The following is a 19,907-nucleotide window of genomic DNA, read 5'->3' on the forward strand; positions in this document are numbered from 1 at the left end:
TAATTATCTTTAAACTAACCATTAAAAAGCTACCATTTACTGTGGTTTTGTTTCAAAAATTAATCATATATTTGCAGCTTCAATGAAAAGTCATTGATATACATAATAATCATTTAAATAATATTGGAATGTATTTAACAAAAGAAGTAAAAGAAGGTCTTTTTGAAAAGCACGGTAAAGGTAAAACTGATACTGGAACATCTGAAGGACAAATTGCATTATTCACATTTAGAATTAATCACTTAACTGAGCACTTAAAGCAAAATCGTAAAGATTACAATACTGAGCGTTCATTAGTAAGATTAGTAGGTAAGCGTAGAAGTTTATTAGATTATCTAAAGAAAACAGAAATCAATAGATATCGTGCAATTATTAAAGAATTAGGAATTAGAAAATAATTCTTATACAAAAGAGGCTGGAATTTTCAGCCTCTTTTTTTTATGAAAACAAATTAAAAGTCTGAAACTAACAACATCAGCAAAATATAAAAAATCAGAATTCTTAACAACAGTTCTGTATTTCCATCAGGAAAAACCACAACACAACAACAAAACAAAGTTAAATTTAGAATTAAAAATTTATGATTCCAAAAGTATTTAGAGAGGTCATTGACCTTGGAGACGGAAGAACCATCTCGTTAGAAACCGGTAAATTAGCTAAACAAGCACACGGTTCGGTTGTTGTTCAAATGGGAAAAGCAATGTTATTATGTACAGTAGTTTCTAGCTACAAAGCAGGTACTGTTGACTTTTTACCATTAACAGTAGATTATAGAGAAAAATTTGCTGCTGCAGGTAGATATCCTGGAGGATTCTTTAAAAGAGAAGCAAGACCAAGTGACGGAGAGATCTTAACAATGCGTTTAGTAGACCGTGTTTTACGTCCGTTATTTCCAAAAGATTATCATAGTGAAGTACAAGTAATGATCCAATTAATGTCTCATGATGAAGATGTTATGCCAGATGCATTAGCAGGTTTAGCAGCATCAGCAGCTATTCAATTATCTGATTTTCCTTTTGAATGTCCAATTTCTGAAGCACGTGTTGCTAGAGTAAATGGAGAATTTGTAATTAACCCAAGTAGAGCTCAATTAGCAGAATCTGACATCGATATGATGATTGGAGCATCAGCCGATTCAGTAATGATGGTTGAAGGTGAAATGGATGAAATTTCTGAAGAAGAAATGGCAGATGCAATTAAGTTTGCTCACGAATCTATCAAGATTCAATGTGCTGCTCAGGTTCGTTTAGCTGAAGCTTTTGGTAAAAAAGAAACAAGAGAATACGAAGGAGAAAGAGAAGATGAAACATTAGCTGCAAAAATAAATGACTTTTGTTATGACAAATGTTATACAATTGCTAAAAAAGGAACTTCTAAAGTAGAACGTTCTACTGCATTTGCAGAAGTAAAAGAAGAATTAGTAGCTACTTTTACCGAAGAAGAAATTGCAGATTATGGAGATTTAATTGGAAAATATTTCAATAAATCACAAAAAAATGCAGTTAGAGAATTAACATTAGCAGAAGGTTTACGTTTAGATGGAAGAAAGACTGATGAAATTAGACCAATTTGGTGTGAAGTAGATTACTTACCATCTACACACGGTTCTTCAATCTTTACACGTGGAGAAACACAAGCATTAGCAACGGTAACTTTAGGAACTTCTAGAGATGCAATTAAAATAGATATGCCATCTTACGAAGGTGAAGAAAACTTCTATTTACATTATAACTTCCCTCCTTTTTGTACGGGTGAAGCTAGACCATTAAGAGGAACATCTCGTAGAGAAGTTGGTCATGGTAACTTGGCTCAGCGTGGTTTAAAAGGAATGATTCCAGATGATTGCCCATATACAGTAAGAGTTGTTTCTGAAGTATTAGAATCTAACGGTTCTTCTTCAATGGCAACTGTTTGTGCTGGTACAATGGCATTAATGGATGCAGGTGTAAAAATGACAAGACCGGTTTCTGGTATTGCAATGGGATTAATTTCTGACGGAGATCGTTACGCAGTTTTATCTGATATTTTAGGTGATGAAGATCACTTAGGAGATATGGACTTTAAAGTAACGGGTACTTCTGAAGGAATTACTGCATGTCAAATGGATATTAAAGTAAAAGGACTTTCATACGAAATTTTAGTAAATGCACTAAAACAAGCTCGTGATGGTCGTTTACATATTTTAGGAAAATTAACGGATACAATTTCATCTGCAAACGAAGAAGTAAAAGATCATGCTCCTAAAATGATTAACAGACGCATACCTAATGATATGATTGGTGCATTTATTGGACCAGGTGGTAAACACATTCAAGAATTACAGAAAGAAACAGAAACTACTATTGTAATTACTGAAGACCCTGTAACTGAAGAAGGAATTATTGAAATTCTTGGAACAAAACCAGAAGGAATTGAAGCTGTAATTGCTAAGATCGAATCTATGTTATTCAAACCAGAAAAAGGTTCTGCATACGAAGTTAAAGTAATTAAAATGTTAGATTTTGGTGCTGTTGTAGAATATGTAGAAGCTCCAGGAAATGAAGTTTTATTACATGTTTCTGAATTAGCATGGGAACGTACAGAAAATGTTACTGATGTAGTAAACATGGGCGATGTTTTTGATGTAAAATACTTTGGTGTTGACCCAAGAACTCGTAAAGAAAAAGTATCTAGAAAGGCATTGTTACCAAAACCAGAAGGTTATGTAGCAAGACCACCAAGAGACAATAATAAAGGTAGAGATAATCGTGGACGTGATAACAGAAGTGACGATAGAAAACCTAGAGCTCCAAGAAAAGAAGATTAATTTTTTTATGGAACCTTATCGAGTCACCCTAAAATAGTTTGACGATTATAAGTTTAATTAAACCAGAGCATTTATTTGTTCTGGTTTTTTTTTATAATACATCTAATGGACTTTTTATTTTAGAAGTTGCTGTATTAGATACATGTGTGTAAATTTGTGTGGTTTTAATGTTATAATGACCTAACAGTTGTTGTATAAAACGTAGATCTGCACCACTTTCTAAAAGATGCGTTGCATAGCTATGACGTAAACCATGAATACCTATTTGTTTCTTTATTCCGGCATTTTTCATAGCACGCTTAAAAACAGCTTGCACACTTCTTGCACTATAAGCGCCACCATATTGACCTTCAAAAAGCCAGTTTTTGGGCTTATAAGCTTTGTAATATTCTCTTAATAATTCTAAAACACTTTCTGGTAAATTTACATACCTATCTTTTTTTCCTTTCGCACCTTCAATTAGCACTTGCATTCTATTGCTATCAATATTAGAAATCTTGATATTAACAATTTCACTTACACGCAAACCCATGCCATAACATAACTTTAAGGCAAGTAAATGCTTTTGATTAGCTACTTGCTTAAAAAGTTTTTTTATTTCAGATTTGCTCAACATTTTAGGTAGCGTGGATGGCTTTTTAGGCCTTGGAATATCGAAAAACATTTGTGGCTTATGCATAACTTTTTCAAAATAAAACTTTATAGCATTAATTTTACCATTCATTTTTCTTTCGCCCATATTTAAAACTCTAACACAATAGAGGAAATAATCTTTTAACCTTTTATGTGATAAATCATCGACAGAATTGTGTTTTAATATGATTAATAAGTGTGTAAATTCTGCTTCATACATACGAATAGTATTCGGACTATAAGCCTTAAGCACTAATTGTTCATGAAATTTTAACAACGCTATTTTGTTATTGTCACCTATCTTATTAAGTAATTTTATAGGTTTTGTATCTTGAGTTATTCCTAGAACTGTTCTTACAGAAGGAAGATCTGGCAGATACCAAGACTTATTGCTTTGGCTCCATTTTGCGGATGGAAAACGTTTTTTTAAATCATTAACTAGATTTTGTTTATATTGAAAACTGATCCAAATTACATTTCTTTTTCTATGTTCTCCTAGGCTAAAAGTGTAGTGATTAAAATCCATTTATAATTACGTTATTTATATATCAATAATTTATAAATATAACAAAAAAAAGAATATGATATATGGAAACCGTATACACCTACCATGTAATTACTCATTAAAACAGGTGTTTGTGAGTGAAATTAAATTATTGTATTTTTGAAACAATACGTACGTATATTTACGTGTTGTGTAACATTAACAGCACGCAATCTGAACTAACAAAAGTTGAGGGCTTTTTAAACTTCTGAAAGCCTTAAACGAAAATAAAATATTAAAAAACCGAATAATTATGAGCGCAAATATTATAACAAAAGTAGTGGTTAAAGGACTTGCAGCAGTTGCAGCATTAGCAGCAAGTGTGAGATTAGCAAAAGATGCTAATGCTGACAAAAATAAACTGAATAAAAAAACTGAATAAAATTATGAATGAAGAAAAAAGCAGTTTGGAAAAAATTGAGAACTCTATTCTCGACAAACTAAACCCTAATCAAAAAATCGCATATGATTTAGGAGACAAAGGTGGAAGTTGGATAAGTAAAATGATTGACAAAGTTGTTGATTTTGTGATTCCTGAAAAAAAATAACGTTACACAACAACGTATAAAAATAATTGCGGTTTTGTGCTAAAACAAAGGTAGTTGCGTGTTTGCTACATCTGATTTTCCTTCGGAAAATCCTCGCACGCAAACCCGCAACTATTCTTATACAAAACCGTTGTGCGTCATTAAAACCAATGAATACGATAAAAGCCGAAATAGATAAAAGTGACTACGGAACAGATGAATTTCTGAATCTGAAAATTGACGGATTTTGGCTTGACGAAAAACTCGAAGAACTTTATCCGAACAATATGTACAAAGGACTTTATCCAACTTTACTTTTTGCAATGGAAATAGCACAGGAGGAAAAAGTTGTTTGGAATAGAATTTTACCAAAGGTCGGAGAAATAGCAATTAGCCCAATTCTAATGTGTCCTGATGATAATGACTTTTCTTGCACTCTGATTTTGGCAGAAATTGAAAATTGTAAAAATACGATAAAGTGGAATAAATTAGGAATTGATAAAACGACAGAATATGACGCTGAAAAAGTTGGCTCAAAAGTTGAATGGTTTGAAAAAATAAGCGGATTTGAATTCTCAAAAGCTGATTATGAAAAGATGTTATCAGAATTTAAAAAGCATTATCTAATAGAAAAAACGAATTGGGATAAACGGAATCCTGAATTTAAACAAAAAATACCGTTTGAAAAATAACGAACGCACAACACCGTGTATAATTAATTGCTTTGGTCATTGCTTATTTGGAAAATTCCTTCGGAATTTTCTCTGGCAAGTATTTGTTTACTAATTTAGTTGCTTAACCACGCAACTAACCATACACAATCACGTTGTAAAACATTTAAAACGAACCTTGAGAATTCAAATTATCATACTGATTTTAATCGCAAATTTTGCTTTCGGACAAGAAAAAGTTACGATTGACAAAGATATTGTAAAGTATGAAATTAAAGACGAATTCAACCGATTTGACAATATAGCTAACGAACTTAAAAGTTATAAAAGTTTAGATATAGAATCTAATGACAAGTCGAATATTAAAATTCTAAATAGATATAGTACAGGTTTTACTGGACACACTATTTCAATAATAATCGACAAAAAATTAAATGTAGTAAAAGCAAACTATGAATATTGGACGGATGTTGCAGAAATTGGAACGGAATACAAAGTAGATAGTATCGATTTGAAATTGAACCAAAATCCATTCGAAAAAATAAACGGTTTACGTGGACAATATACAATGCAAGTAAAAAAAGTTAGTTTAGATGGAGAACTATTAGAGAAAATAATATTCAAAGGAAAATTCAAAACTTTCAAAGGAATTGATAAATCATCATCTGATTATTTATGGGCTTTGAAACAAAACAAAGTATTTTACGGAATAACAAATGAAAACGGAGTTTACTTGCGTCCGGATAAAATGCCTTCATTAAAATCTGACCATAAAATTCTGACCGAAAAAATAAAAAAAATTCAAGGCTATAAACCTGAAAAAATAAGAGCTTTCGTTATAATTAACGAAAAAGGGAAAATCGAAAAAGAACCATTTAGGTTTTTTGGAGAATTTAGAAAATTGAATAACGAAACACAAAAACAAGTTAAGGAATTGCTGATTGAATTTACTGAATGGTATCCTGCTTGTGTAAATGAAAAAGAAGTTAAATCCCAAATTCCGATAGTAATTGGAATTAAATAAAAAACGTTTTACAACACCGTATATAATTTATTGCTAGTTCTAGCCTACTTACGAAAATCCTCGCGGATTTTCTATTCGGTTTTTATTTGCTAAATTAGGTGCTTAAAACACGCAACAAACCATATACAACAACGTTGTGCAACATTTGAAAAAAAATCCGTGAAAAAAGAATGATAGTAGAATTTTTAGGACAAGGCTTACATCTCGAAGAAGATGAAACGTGCGGAAATCACGTTTGTTCTGCTATAAAAGACGAATCATTTACACAAATAACAATCTTTGTCGCATTTTTGAGAAAACCTGGTTTAGACTATTTAGCACCTTTCATAAAACAAGCAAGAAAAGAAAATAGAAATGTAACTTTCTATGTTGGAATTGATGAAAGAGTTACATCAAAAGAGGCTCTCGAATTACTTTTAGAATTAGACACAGAAACGTACATTTATTATTCTGACAGTTACATTTACCATCCTAAAATTTACTTATTTGAAGGAGATAGAAATAGAATAATTACAGGTTCATCAAATCTTACTAAATCAGGACTTTTTTATAACGTTGAGTCCTCAATCCTTTTGGACTTTACAAATACTGACAAAAGTGGATTAAAAATTATAAATCAGTTAAAAGAATTTTATTCTTCATTTTTCGATTTTAGCGACCCAAATCTGGAATTATTGACAAGTGAATACTTGAATAAACTTGTTCTTGAAGATAAAGTATCATCTGAAGAATTTTCAAAAGGCTCTGACTACAATTCAAATATTCACGATAACTCAAAAAAAAGAGGTAGAAATCCGAAAATTACTGGTTTAGGTAATTTAGAAATCAAGGAAAAGAAACCGATTAAAAAGTATCAGTCAATACTAAAAATAACAGAAGATTATCTTGCGAAGTGGGATTATATGTTTAAAAAAATGGAACTTTTCTATAAAGAAAATGAACATTGTACAGTTCCAAGAGAATACAAAGACAGAACACTTTACGGTTGGTATAGTAAACAAAAACAATTATTTAAAGCTGGAATCTTACCTAAAGAACATTTAGAGAAATTAAAAACAATAAATTTCTATTTCGGAGATGCTCACGTATTGTATTGGGACAAAAAATGGCTCGACAGTTATAGTCAATTATTAAAAGTCTATAAAGAAACAGGAGAAAGTAATGTAAAAAGATATAAAGATAATACTCATCCTCTTTTTTATATTTCAAATTGGGTTGCTTTGGAACGAGGAAAATATAAAAAAGGAAAACTAAAAGATTGGCAAATAGAAAAACTCGAAAAAATAGGTTTTAAATGGGAAATGGATGGAGTTAGGTCATTAAATAACGAAGATGATTGGCTCGATAAATTAGCACTTTTAGAACAATATAAAATAGAATTTGGAGATTGCAATGTTTCACAAACTTTTAAGAATCCTAAATACCCAAAACTTGGTAAATGGTTAAATGACCAAAGAACATATTACAAAAAGAAAAGAGATTTTTTGAACGAGGAAAGAATTGTTCTTTTAGAAGATATGGGTGTTATTTGGGATATGGATGTTTATAATTTTGAACAAAGAATTAAAGAAATTCAAGAATACAAAAAAGAATTTGGAGATTTTAATATCCCATCAAATTACAAACCAAATCCAAATCTTGGAAATTATGTTTATCGCATAAAAACAAAAGGAATTAAAGAAGATTGGAAAAAAGAAAAATTGCATCAAATTGGGTTCTTTGAAATTGGAACGAAATCAAAAAAAGAAAAAGGCGGACATATTACACAGAATTGGTATAATAACTTAAACAAGTTAAAAAAATTAAAGAATCCAGATTTAAAAAAAGATAATCTTGAATATCCTAAATTGGCTAAATGGCTTCATAACCAAAAAAGAACTTTTAGATATGGCAGACTAAAAGAAGAACAAATTAATGAACTAAAAAAGTTAAACATAAAACTTCCTGCAAGGAGTAAAAAAAGAAAAAAGTGGGATGAATATATTGAAATCATTGAACTTTTTAGAGAGGAATATGGAACAAAAGAAATTACGTCTGAATTTGATAAAGAGATTTATATTTGGGTAAATCAGCAAAGAGCAAATTACAGAGCAAAAGCATTGAAAACTGAAAAAGTAGAAAAATTAAAAGAATTAGGAATTATAGAAAGTGAATAAAAACGTTGCACAACACCGTATAAAATTAATTGCTGGTTTCAGCCAATTTACGAAAGTCCTTGCGGACTTTCTATCTGTGATTTATTTGCTAACTTTAGTGCTTAAAACACGCAACTAATCTTATACAAACACGTTGTAAGTAATTTAAGCCAAAATACTGAATTTCAATAAACAATGAAAAATAAATTTGTAATTATCATTTTAATATTTGTATCATTTAATGTTCATTCTCAAATAAAAAAATCTGAATTAGAATCACGTGCAGGAATTCAATACGAAATAGGAAAAGAAAATCCATACACTGGAAAAGTATATACTTATTATGACAATAACGAAAAAGAATCTCTCGCTGAATTTAAAAACGGAATACTAAATGGAGAAATAAAAAACTGGTATTTAAATGGAAAATTACAAGTTTCAGGAAAAATGTTAAATGGAGAAAAAGATGGAATTTGGATTGCTTGGTTTGCTAACGGAAATAAAATTAGAGAAGGAAAATATATAAATAATAAAGAAGAGGGAAATTTTAAATGGTGGTTTGAAAACGGAAAAATAAAAAAGGAAGGAATCTATAAAAATGGAGTCACAAATGGCAAATGGACTTGGTATTTTGAAAATGGAGAAAAAGAATCCGAGGGTAAATTACTAAACGATAGAAATATAGGTAAATGGTTTTGGTGGAATGAAAGAGGAGAACTAATACACGAAAAAGATTTTTCAAATCAAGAAAACGAATTGAAATTTAAAAATTTAGAACAATTAATCATTGGAAAATGGGAATATATAAAAACCGTTGACAAAGAGAGTAATTCGATTCAACATACTATTAGAAAGTATCCAAATGGAGAAGAAATGAAAATTATTGCAAGTGGACCAGATATTACCATAAATAAAGATGGAACTTATGAGAAAAAATTCACTGAAAATAATACAGATTATGGAAATTGGAAATTTATTTCAGAAAAAGAAATTGAATATGAAATGTTTATTGCTCGAGATTCAAGACAAGGAAAATTAATAGTTCAAACTCAAAAATTGTTACCGAATAAAAAATGGAGACAAGATGAAAATGGCAATTTTCTTGATGCATCATCTGACAAAATAATTGGAATAACAGAAAACGAAATGAAAGTTGAATATGAGAAAGATTACGTATTAATTTATAAAAAAAAGTCTGAATAAAAACTACTTACAACACCGTGTATAATTCATTGCTAGCACTCGCCTACTTACGAAAATCCTCGCGGATTTTCTATTCAGTTTTTATTTGCTAAATTAGGTGCTCAAACACGCAACGAAATCATACACAATCACGTTGTACACTATTTACGAAAAAAACTATGAAAAGACTGATTTTACTGATTATTTTTCTTTCAACATTATTCTCTTATTCACAGGAATTTATAAAATGTAAAGACTCAATAAATTACCTTTATATAAAAAACAATAATTATCATTCTTATCTGAAAGTAGAAGGAAAATTAGAAAAAACTGAAAATCCAAAAGTCTTCAAATTAGGTGACTATATCTTGCAAACCTTATTAATAGAAAAAAATAAATTTAATAAAGGAAAAGACAATGAAATTGAAATTATTGTGAATTATATATTGAAAGAATCTGAATATCTTACAAGTGTCTATAAGTCTAAATTGGACTTAAATTTTGTACCTATTGAATTAGAGAAAAATAAAAAAGCTGTTTTATGGTTTTTTAAAATACCAGAAGAATTTAAGAAAAATATAAATGAACCAATAAAAGCTGAAAGACAAGTATTTGTTTCGAGATTAACAGAAGAATTCATTTATTCAATCGCATCAACACAATTTGAAAATCAAAGTTTTGAGAAAATAAAGGAAATTTTGGGCGAATTAATAAAATCTGTTGAATATGGAAAAGTGAAAGAAGAAATTTGTAATTAAAAACAGTGTACAACACCGTATAAACTTTATTGCTAGTTATAGCTCACTTGGGAAATTCCTCCGGAATTTCAACGTTCGTGTTTTATTTGCTAAATTTAATGCTTAAACCACGCAACAAAGCTTATACATAAACGTTAGCTGTAATTGAAAAAAAACTCGAACTAACATAAAACTCATATTTTATATATTTAAAAACAGATATTAAATTCCTTGAAACAGAATCCCACTATATATAAAATAGAACAAGAATATAACTTCACTACTGTAGTTGATGGAGTTTTAGCTCACTTATTAGTAAATAAAAAGCCTTCAATTGTTCGAGATATTAAGTTAAGCGATTATGATGCTAAGCTTATTGTGATACAGTCAAGTGAAAAAGAATCAGAATGGGCTAAATTCTTTCCGAAAGAATACATCCAAGGAATATCTCTTGAGTATCAAATACCGTCAATCCTCATACTTGTAAATACAAATTCTGGAATCTTTTCAATAATTGGAGGAGCATTCTATAAATATATCCTACCCTTCCTAGACACATCTTATGGACTAAATACTTATTCACGAATAATGAATCCTGTCCAAGATGAAATAATTACAATCAAAACTAGAGGTGTTACTGGCTTACGTGCTGGAATGTCAGAACAGTTTAAAGATAATTATCGTTTAATGGACTACATAAAGTTTGGCAAAATACCAACTGAATTAAAAATCAAACTCTCGATTGAAACTGCTGACCTTTATTTTAGTCAGTATTTAACAAACAGGTCGCCAAACATAATTTTAAATATATCAAGCGGTTTTAATATAAATAAAAAGCTCTCTTTTCAGGAATTAGGTCTTTTAGTAGAAATATTAGAACATATCGAAAAGAAGAAAGCGGATGATTTTTTTAGTTCCTACAAAGAAATTACAAATAAAGATACTATTTCGGACTCGTTAAAACCAGCAGTCATAAATGAGTTATTTAACAAACGAGCCAACATTATAAATAATAAAATTTCGAATTTTGATATATGCTATCCTAACAAAATAGAGGATTTTTATAGTGCTGATGAATATGTAATTAAACTAAAAGAAGACAAAAGAAAATATAAGGAAATTGGTAGAACAAACGACAAAAGTGAGATTCTTAAAATTGTTTTGGTATACTTAAATACAGAAAATTTCGATGGCAATTTGGCATCATTCAGTTATAGAATATATAATATTTACATATACACATATAAAAATGGAACAAAAAAACTAATTCTAAAAACAGCTCTAATATACCATCTAAACACAGAACTTTATATCAAAGACTTAGGTACTTATATTTATTTAGATTCTAAGTGGTATAAATTGAGAGGTATTTTCATAAAAGAAATGAATGAAAGATGTTCTGAAATTTTAAATGGGCAAGATTTAAAAAATAAGGTACTAAATGAGGAATGGATTAAAAAAGCAAGTGGAAAACGAGAAAATGAATCAACTTACAACGATAGATATAAAAAAGAGAATTATCTTGTTCTAGATACAATAAGTCCAGAGTCGATAGAATTAGCAGATGTTATGTATATTGAGGATAATACAATTTATTTATGTCACGTAAAATATGGCTTTAGCACAGATATGAGAGAACTTTATAGCCAAATCATATCTTCTGCAAGAAGATTAAAAAATGACCTTAAAGATGAGAAAAACATTTACTTACGAAAGGTTTATAAAAGCTTAAAAACAAAAAATAAAAATAGAAACTTAACAGAAGAAGAGTTTGTAAATCTTTTTAAAGAAAGTGATAGTATAAAATATGTGATGTGTATTACAAGTCATTTGAAAAACAAACCACTTCAGAAAACAATGAATAAATACACCTCTAACATTGCAAAGTTATCATTAATACAATGCTACCAAGAAATGAGAACAGAATATTATGATTTATCTTTTGAAGTTATAAAGAATGATGCTTGTTTCTAATAACAAAAACATTGCGAAAACAACTACAGCTAACACCGTGTATAATTAATTGCTTTGTAAGTACTCATCTGGAATATTCCTTCGGAATATTCTTAGGTTCGTAAAAGTTTACTAATTTAGTTGCTTAACCACACAACTAATCATACACAAACACGTTGCCAGTAATTAAAAAAAACGAAAGAGAAATATGACAAAAAAGACAGCTAAAGAATCAAAAGAATACGCATTTGAAGTTTTGATTCTTGACCCAAATGGAAAGAGTGAAATTTTATCGCCTAAAAGTTTAGTTTATGGTTTAATGTCAACTGAAAAATTATGGGACAATGCCAAAAGTGTAGAAAAAGATGGAACATATTCTATTAGCGATGGAGCTATAGAATTAAAAATTAAACCAGTAGATACATCTTCCACTTTGTACGATTTGATTGAAGCTGGGTTTTTAATAAAAATTACTTCTAATGATTTTGAAAAACTAGAAAGATTTCGATACTTGTTTGTAATACATTTAAGGAAACGTCTTTCTTTTGAACATATTCGAATACTAACAGATGATATTTCTACAGAAATATCGAACAAAGCATACCCTCTTATAAATGAACTTGAAAATCTTTTAAGACGATATATATCAAAATTTTTTACTCAAAAAATCGGATTAGATTGGTGGGAAAAGGCTGTTCCTGACAAAGTTATTGCTAAAACTAAAATGAGAACAGGAAATGAAAATGTATTTTCAAACATAGTTCAAACAGACCTTACTCTAATAGATTTTGATGACCTTGGAGAAATAATTTACAAACACAAATTAGGTTTCAATCGACCTCAAAATTTAGCAGAAAGTTTGGTAAGCATAAACACAATTGAAGAGCTCGAAAAACTAAAAGCAGATTTAGATAGTAATTACAACAGATTTTTTAAGCAAAATTTTAAGGATAAAGACTTTGACAAAAAATGGAAACAACTTTTTAAAGTCCGTAACAAAGTTGCTCATAATAATTTATTTGTTTTAGAAGATTTAAAAACGACTGTTACATTACATAAAGAATTAAAAGAAATAATTTTAACGGCAGAATCTAAAATAGATGACTTCAAATTTTCAGTTGAAGAACAAGTAGCAATTAGAGAGACAATTTCAGAAAAAGATGAAAAAGAAGAAAACAAACCTAGTATCAAAGTTTTAGGAAAGGTTGATCTTTCAGAATTTGATAAAGATGATGATGAATCACAATTTGAAATTATTACAGAAGAAGAATTTATGAAAGTATTAGAAAGAGCAGAAAGGTCTGTCAAACTTTCCCATTTTAAATATGTAGGACTGAAATCATTTATTACCAAACTTTTAGGTTCGAAAGGTTATTCTTTTGGTCCAAGTTATGCTCTTGCAAACATACTTAAAGAACAAAATAAAGTCGAAATTTATGATGTCGAAGACGATATGTCGTATTGGCCTGTAAAAGCAATAAGGAAAATATAACTACTGGCAACACCGTATATAATTTATTGCTAGTTCTAGCCTACTTACGAAAATCCTCGCGGATTTTCTATTCGGTTTTTATTTGCTAAATTACATGCTAAACCACGCAACAAACCATATACAAACACGTTGGCAGCAACTAAAAAAAAACACAGTACTTCACTAAAATGGAAGATAACAATACACCTACTTGGTTGAAAATAATGCAGAATGGTTCAATTGGAGAAGCAAGAGCAAAAGCCTTCTTAATTGACAGGTTTTGGATATTAGAACGCTCTGTCGATATTGATGGAGCAGACTTCATAATTCAACGAAAAGTTACAAAACAAAATCTTCTTGATAGAAATCCACCACGTCTAGGTGTTGTACAAGTAAAATTTTTTGATTCAAATAAGACATACCATTATATTCCTAAAGTTTATATTGTAGATAATGAAGAAAAATCAAGGGATGAATTTTTTGTTCTTTGCCATACAGGAAGCGAAGACAATCCAAAGACATTTTTTCTTACTGCAAAAGAGATTTTAGAAAATTTTGAAGTAATTATTAAAAATGGGGTTGAAAAATTCAGAATATCTGGAAATAGTGTTTTAAATACAAACAGGTACCTAATTACCTCTAATAAAAACACACTTGACAGAATAGAGAATCAGTTAAAATTAGCAGATTTCACAAAAAACAGAAATTTTCTCTCTTGGAAATTGCCGAGTGCGAACTCAGATACAGATGCCATAATAACTGAATTTAAGGAACCCTTAGATAATTGGTGGGGAGAAATCCCAAAAGAATTTAAAAATTTAAAAGAATCTGCTCATTCTGCAATGATAAATATAGAGGAGATATATGATTACTTTAAAAAGATAACAGAAGAAATTGACCCAATAAAAGCTTTTGAATATCTAAATGAAATTAGTTACGAATGTCGTGACGGACTTGGAAATTGGAGTATTAGTTTACCAAATGATTTGTATGATGAAGACTTTGAAACTGTTTGTCACCAACACATAGAAAGAGTAAATCACTTAAAAGAGAAAGGGCTTTTGGATAAGTTCATTGGACTAAAGCAAATTCTAAAAAAAACTATTTCTAATTACATCTGTGAGAATTTACCAATAGATGCTAATACTGTCCTTTCAATATTTATTGATTTTTCTAAAGAAGACCTCACAATAAACTCAATAAATTTTGAACTTACTCAAGCAACTGATTATTGGAATGTGCCAAATATACTTAACAAATTTGGACATATTGATACTGATAAATATCACGGAATAAAGGATATTTCGGATGGAAAATTTGAATACTATTGGTTAGCGGGTAGAATTTGGATGAGTGAAATTGACAAAACCGATATCCCTAACTTCTATAGAACTAAAAATTTTAGTGTGTACTATGAATGTATGGAAAAAATGTACGAAGAGATGTCGGAGTAAATAGCAGCTGCCAACAACGTGTATAAAACATAGCTAGTAAGTGCTAAACTGAAAGGTTTGTACATATTTGCAAAGACCACCAAATTTTTAAATTTGGCTTTTAAAATAGAAAAGTAAAAACAAAACATAAAAATTCGGCTCGTGCTAAATCCGAAAAGTTAGCGTCTATTTAAACGCTACGTTTCATACACAAGACCGTTAGCACCAATACGAGAAAAACCAACGAATGAAAAATATTACATTGAAAACATTACTATTTCTTCTACTCTTTATAAGCCAAATTTCTTTTGGACAAAGACTTACATTGAACGACATTGAAAATATTTGCAACAAATCAAATTGGGAAAGTGTCAATCAATTTCTAATGAATAAGAATTGGGAATACTATGAATCTGAAAAGGGAAATTCAGAAAAGTATAGCACTATAACTTGGTCTTATGAAAAAACTTATGGAGATAAGGCTTCTGCTTGGTTTTACCTTTATACTTATGAAGGATTTCCAAATAAATTAAGTTATTCCGTTTTTAATAAGCCTTCATATTCTGCCATCCAAAATTCACTAAGTTCAAAAGGTTACAAACTTCAAAATAGCGAAATTGAAAACAATGAATTAATTTCTACATATGCGAATAGCAAATTTATTTTAAAAATAACAACAGAAAAAAGAGAAAAAGATAGTTATTCAAGTTTTGACGAAAGTATTACTGCATACAGATTTTTATTAATAAAAAAGTCAAGTATTTACGACCCAGATAACGGAAAGAAAGTCGATTACTATTATGGCAATACAAAACAAGCTGAATATACAAAAGTAAATGGAGAAATTAATGGTGCTTTAAAAGTCTATTATGAAAATGGAAAACTAAAAAAGACAGGTTATTATAAAAATGGTTTAGCAAATGGAAACTTTGTAGAGTATGACGAAGAAGGAAATAAAACGTTCGAATATTATCAGAGCAACGATAAAAAAAATGGAAAATTAACAGCATACGAAGACAATAAAATATCTTATTCAACTCACTACAAAGATGATATTCAAAATGGAGAGAGAACCGAATACTATTATGATGACGAAAGCGGAAGACTATACCTAAAAGTAATTGGAACCTTATTGGAAGGAGAAAAAGAAGGAAATTGGAGTTTAATCTTCATAGATAAAGAAAAAGGAGAAAGAATATTAACAAAAACAAATTACTCGAAAGGTTTAAAAAATGGTTATTCACAAGATATAAAAGGAGACAGCTTAATAATAGCAAACTATACAAACGATAAATTAGACGGCAACTACAAAGTTTATTTAGATGTTACAAGAACTGTATTTGGAGGCGTTATAGAGACTGATGTTTCAAAATTATTTTTAATATCAGAAGGGAAGTATCAGGAAGATAAAAAAACAGATTATTGGAAAAACTATTCCTTAACAAAATCTTTAAGTAGTGAAGGAAACTATTTGAACGATGAAAAAACTGGCGAATGGAAAAATTACTATTCAAAATATACTAATGACGATAAACCTACTCACTATTCAGAAAAACTGTACTTAATAGAAAATTACAAAAAAGGTAAACTAAATGGATTGTCAACTCGATTTTCCTATTTGAATAAAGAGAAATACAAGTGTTCAGAATTAGACGAAAACAATAAACCAAAAGATTCCTGCACTCGAATGGTTTACCAAAAAGTTTTACAAAAATCTAATTACAAAAACAACAAATTGAATGGTGCTTTTGAGTTAAGAGATTCATTAGATATTTTAGTAGCAAAAGGTAATTTTACAAATGACCAAAAAATTGGCAAATGGTTTCATCGTTATGAAGATGAAGATTATGACGGTAACCCTTACACATATTTTATGGAAGGCTCTTATGAAGATGATGAACGAGAAGGAGAATGGATATACTATTATAAAAAAGGAGAAATCAACAAAACTATAAATTATTCAAACGGAGAATTTGATGGAAAATTCACAGAATGGAATAATCAAAATAAACCAAAAGAAATAAAACGTTTTGATGATGGAAAATTTAGGGAACTAATTGTTTATGATAGCATAGGACAACAGCCTGAAAGAAAATTTGAAATTTTTGATGAATATTCAAACAGATATAAATGCAGATTTACCCAATACTTGCCAAACGGAAAAATTTCTCAAGTTTATTGGTTAAAAAAAGAAAATGAAATAAGCCATAATTGGTTTGAAATTTCATTCCTATTAAAACTAAAAGAAAACGACAAGTCAAAAATTTACAAAGACGGAACATATAAAGATTACGACATAAATAATAGACCTCTAATTATTGGAGAATACTTTGAAGAAAGTAAAATTGGAGATTGGACTTACTATTACTATCCGCAAAAAGTCAAAATAGAAATCGAATATGACGACAATAAAATTATTTCGGAAAAGTACTTGGATTTAAATGATGCTATATTCTCTGGAGAGTTCACTTATATTAACGAAGAAGATTATATTAAAGAAATTCGTAAAATTAAGAATGGATTAAGAAATGGAAATACGGAATTTATCGACATAAATACTGGAAAAAGAATTAAAAAAGTAAAATACAAAGACGGAAAAATAAAATAAGTACTGGTGCTAACAACGTATATAGCTCATAGCTAATTAGTTGCATAAACAAAGTTAAGGATTATTTGGAAAGTCGCCAAATTTTTAAATTTGACGATTTTCAGTAAAAAAGATAAATAGTAAAATTTAAAAATCTGGCTTAGGCGTAATCCGAAAATAATTTTCTAATTTACACGCTACGAGCCATATACAAAACCGTTGCCAATAATTATGACCACCACCACGAATGAAAGAAATCTACGAGCCTAAATTTGTTGAAAAGCTATTTGACAAAATGAGTAGTTCGTATTCAAAAATGAATTACATAACCTCATTTGGATTTAGTGAAAGATGGAGAAGACAGTGTGTTGAAGAAATTGAAATCGAGAAAGGAAAAATAGTTGTCGATTTAATGACTGGAATGGGAGAATGTTGGAAACATATTTTAAAAAATTCGGACAAAAACTCAAAACTAATCGGAATTGACTTCTCAACGGAAATGATTAATCGTGCGGAGAAGAATAAATCGAAATTCAGAAAATCTAAAGTTGAGATTCTTAAAGAAAATGTTTTTGACAACTCAATCCCAAACGAAACTGCTGATTATGTAATTTCAGGTTTTGGGCTAAAGACATTTAATGATGAACAACTTGGAGAATTAGCAAAAGAAATTAACCGAATTTTAAAACCAAATGGAAAATTTTCACTGATTGACGTTTCTGTTCCGAAAAGTAGAATATTAAAACCATTTTATATGTTTTACTTGAAAAATATTATTCCTATTTTAGGAAAAGTATTTCTTGGAAGTCCAGAGACTTATAGAATGTTAGGAGTTTATACAGAACAATTTGGTAACTCAAAAAACACACATCGGATTTTTAACAGACCAGAATTTAAAGTTGAATATGTGGAATATTTTTTCGGTTGTGCAAGTGGAATTAAAGGAAGAAAAATAAAATAACTATTGGCAACACCGTGTATAATTAATTGCTTGTTTCTAGCCTACTTACGAAAATCCGCGAGGATTTTCTATTCGGTTTTTATTTGCTAAATTACGTGCTTAGCCACGCAACTAATCATACACGTATTCCAAGATCAAATCCTAATAAAATTTAGTTTTTATTTTAAGCAGCATAATTTTGAAGAACAACATATGGTGTTCCTCTTTTAACAACTGCAAATGCTCTTGCTATTAGTTTGTTTCTCACATTATTTATCGCCAACATTTTATCTTTTCCTTCTGCCAACTTTTTTTGATAATACAACTTTAACTCACTATCATGTTGTATTGCAGAAACACTTGCCATACTCAATAAACTTTTCATCTTTCTGTCTCCTAAATAATGACATTGTTTTCGCCTGTGAATGCTGGTGCCAGAACGATGCTCAAAAGGTGCAGTTCCACAATAACTGGAAAAAGCACGCCAACTTTTAAAACGGGTAAAGTTACCTGTATGATAAATTAATTGGCAAGCAACGACCAAACCAATTCCTTTCATACTTTTTAGTAATTCGTAATTTTTACTCATAGAAACATCATCAAAAATGATTTCTTCAATTCTAATTTCTATAGATTTTACTTGTTTAGACAAATAGTCAATACTACGCTTTAAACTGATACAACCTAAATCTGTTGTAGAACTTGTTAAAAGTACTTTCATCTCTTTTAAAGTGCCTTTTAAACCTGCATTATTTCGAACTAATTGATCTCTTAAAGCTAACAGTCTACCAAGTTCTAAATGAGAACTGCTTTTTACTGTACTCGGCATTAACTCTTCTCTGTAAAACCAACCATACTTTGCTATTACTTGAGCATCTAGCTTATCTGTTTTCTCTTTTACAATCCCAGAAGAACGCTTAATTTTTAACGGACTCTCCTCAACATAAACAACTTTCTTACTATGGAAATAAAGTGCCAACTTTAATGAATAATAACCTGTGTTCTCAAAACAATAAAAAACAGCACTTTCTTTTGTCTGTTTTAAAACCCATTTTAAGAGACTTTTGTAACCAGCTATATCGTTCTTAAACTCTTGGTGAACTTGAGCATGATAACAATAGGCATCAATCGTCTTTTTTGATACATCTATTCCTACTACTTCTCTGTAATTTTTCATATTTTTACAATTAGAATGATTAAATATGTTGCAAAAACTACTTCCTTTATCGGGTTTTTATAATCCTGGTATTCCAAATGGTTCTTT

General features: G+C 29.6%; 16 protein-coding genes. 14 read left to right on the top strand and 2 right to left on the bottom strand.

Annotated elements, in window-relative coordinates; genetic code table 11:
• Positions 1-128: 128 nt before the first annotated feature.
• Together rpsO and LPB136_RS08540 are read left to right on the top strand one after the other, a co-directional pair.
• Complete coding sequence (gene rpsO, locus LPB136_RS08535) at positions 129-398, top strand: 30S ribosomal protein S15 (protein WP_072555917.1); 270 nt, start codon at positions 129-131, stop codon at positions 396-398.
• A 182-nt stretch (positions 399-580) separates the two neighbouring features.
• Positions 581-2,806, top strand: a complete 2,226-nt coding sequence (locus LPB136_RS08540; RefSeq protein WP_072555918.1) for a polyribonucleotide nucleotidyltransferase — start codon at positions 581-583, stop codon at positions 2,804-2,806.
• A gap of 91 nt (positions 2,807-2,897) precedes the next feature.
• On the opposite strand, the gene LPB136_RS08545 is transcribed toward LPB136_RS08540, so the two are convergent.
• The gene (locus tag LPB136_RS08545; protein ID WP_072555919.1) at positions 2,898-3,965 is read right to left on the bottom strand and encodes a tyrosine-type recombinase/integrase; all 1,068 of its coding nucleotides are present in this window, start codon (positions 3,963-3,965) and stop codon (positions 2,898-2,900) included.
• A 271-nt stretch (positions 3,966-4,236) separates the two neighbouring features.
• Here LPB136_RS08545 and LPB136_RS14195 point away from each other — a divergent pair, with 271 nt between their 5' ends.
• From LPB136_RS14195 to LPB136_RS08600, 12 genes are all read left to right on the top strand, one after another.
• Positions 4,237-4,365, top strand: coding sequence for a hypothetical protein (locus tag LPB136_RS14195; RefSeq protein WP_257785978.1), 129 nt, complete (start codon positions 4,237-4,239; stop codon positions 4,363-4,365).
• A gap of 4 nt (positions 4,366-4,369) precedes the next feature.
• On the top strand, positions 4,370-4,531 hold the full coding sequence (locus LPB136_RS14015; RefSeq protein WP_158009622.1) for a hypothetical protein: 162 nt from the start codon (positions 4,370-4,372) through the stop codon (positions 4,529-4,531).
• A gap of 149 nt (positions 4,532-4,680) precedes the next feature.
• Positions 4,681-5,202 carry a hypothetical protein gene (locus tag LPB136_RS08550; RefSeq protein WP_072556954.1) on the top strand — a complete coding sequence of 174 codons (522 nt, stop codon included), beginning with the start codon at positions 4,681-4,683 and terminating at the stop codon, positions 5,200-5,202.
• 157 nt (positions 5,203-5,359) lie between these two features.
• On the top strand, positions 5,360-6,205 hold the full coding sequence (locus tag LPB136_RS08555; RefSeq protein ID WP_072555920.1) for a hypothetical protein: 846 nt from the start codon (positions 5,360-5,362) through the stop codon (positions 6,203-6,205).
• Positions 6,206-6,375: 170 nt separating this feature from the next.
• The gene (locus LPB136_RS08560) at positions 6,376-8,361 is read left to right on the top strand and encodes a Helicase associated domain protein (RefSeq protein ID WP_072555921.1); all 1,986 of its coding nucleotides are present in this window, start codon (positions 6,376-6,378) and stop codon (positions 8,359-8,361) included.
• A 174-nt stretch (positions 8,362-8,535) separates the two neighbouring features.
• The gene (locus LPB136_RS13955; RefSeq protein ID WP_083426204.1) at positions 8,536-9,543 is read left to right on the top strand and encodes a toxin-antitoxin system YwqK family antitoxin; all 1,008 of its coding nucleotides are present in this window, start codon (positions 8,536-8,538) and stop codon (positions 9,541-9,543) included.
• A gap of 158 nt (positions 9,544-9,701) precedes the next feature.
• Positions 9,702-10,280 (top strand): hypothetical protein, encoded by a 579-nt coding sequence (locus LPB136_RS08575; RefSeq protein WP_072555922.1) that lies wholly within the window; start codon positions 9,702-9,704, stop codon positions 10,278-10,280.
• A gap of 210 nt (positions 10,281-10,490) precedes the next feature.
• Positions 10,491-12,233 carry a TIGR04141 family sporadically distributed protein gene (locus LPB136_RS08580; protein WP_072555923.1) on the top strand — a complete coding sequence of 581 codons (1,743 nt, stop codon included), beginning with the start codon at positions 10,491-10,493 and terminating at the stop codon, positions 12,231-12,233.
• A 187-nt stretch (positions 12,234-12,420) separates the two neighbouring features.
• Positions 12,421-13,704: a HEPN domain-containing protein gene (locus tag LPB136_RS08585; RefSeq protein ID WP_072555924.1), complete on the top strand. Its 1,284-nt coding sequence runs from the start codon at positions 12,421-12,423 to the stop codon at positions 13,702-13,704.
• A gap of 203 nt (positions 13,705-13,907) precedes the next feature.
• Positions 13,908-15,137, top strand: a complete 1,230-nt coding sequence (locus tag LPB136_RS08590; protein ID WP_158009623.1) for a hypothetical protein — start codon at positions 13,908-13,910, stop codon at positions 15,135-15,137.
• 364 nt (positions 15,138-15,501) lie between these two features.
• Positions 15,502-17,724 (top strand): toxin-antitoxin system YwqK family antitoxin, encoded by a 2,223-nt coding sequence (locus LPB136_RS08595; RefSeq protein WP_162272276.1) that lies wholly within the window; start codon positions 15,502-15,504, stop codon positions 17,722-17,724.
• Positions 17,725-17,950: 226 nt separating this feature from the next.
• A complete protein-coding gene (locus tag LPB136_RS08600; protein WP_072555927.1) occupies positions 17,951-18,664 on the top strand; it encodes a class I SAM-dependent methyltransferase in 714 nt (237 codons plus the stop codon).
• A 163-nt stretch (positions 18,665-18,827) separates the two neighbouring features.
• Here the strand turns inward: LPB136_RS08600 and LPB136_RS08605 are convergent, their stop codons facing one another.
• A complete protein-coding gene (locus tag LPB136_RS08605; protein WP_072554704.1) occupies positions 18,828-19,820 on the bottom strand; it encodes an IS110 family RNA-guided transposase in 993 nt (330 codons plus the stop codon).
• Positions 19,821-19,907: the final 87 nt, after the last annotated feature.

It is taken from the genome of Tenacibaculum todarodis, assembly GCF_001889045.1.
Lineage (GTDB): Bacteria > Bacteroidota > Bacteroidia > Flavobacteriales > Flavobacteriaceae > Polaribacter > Polaribacter todarodis.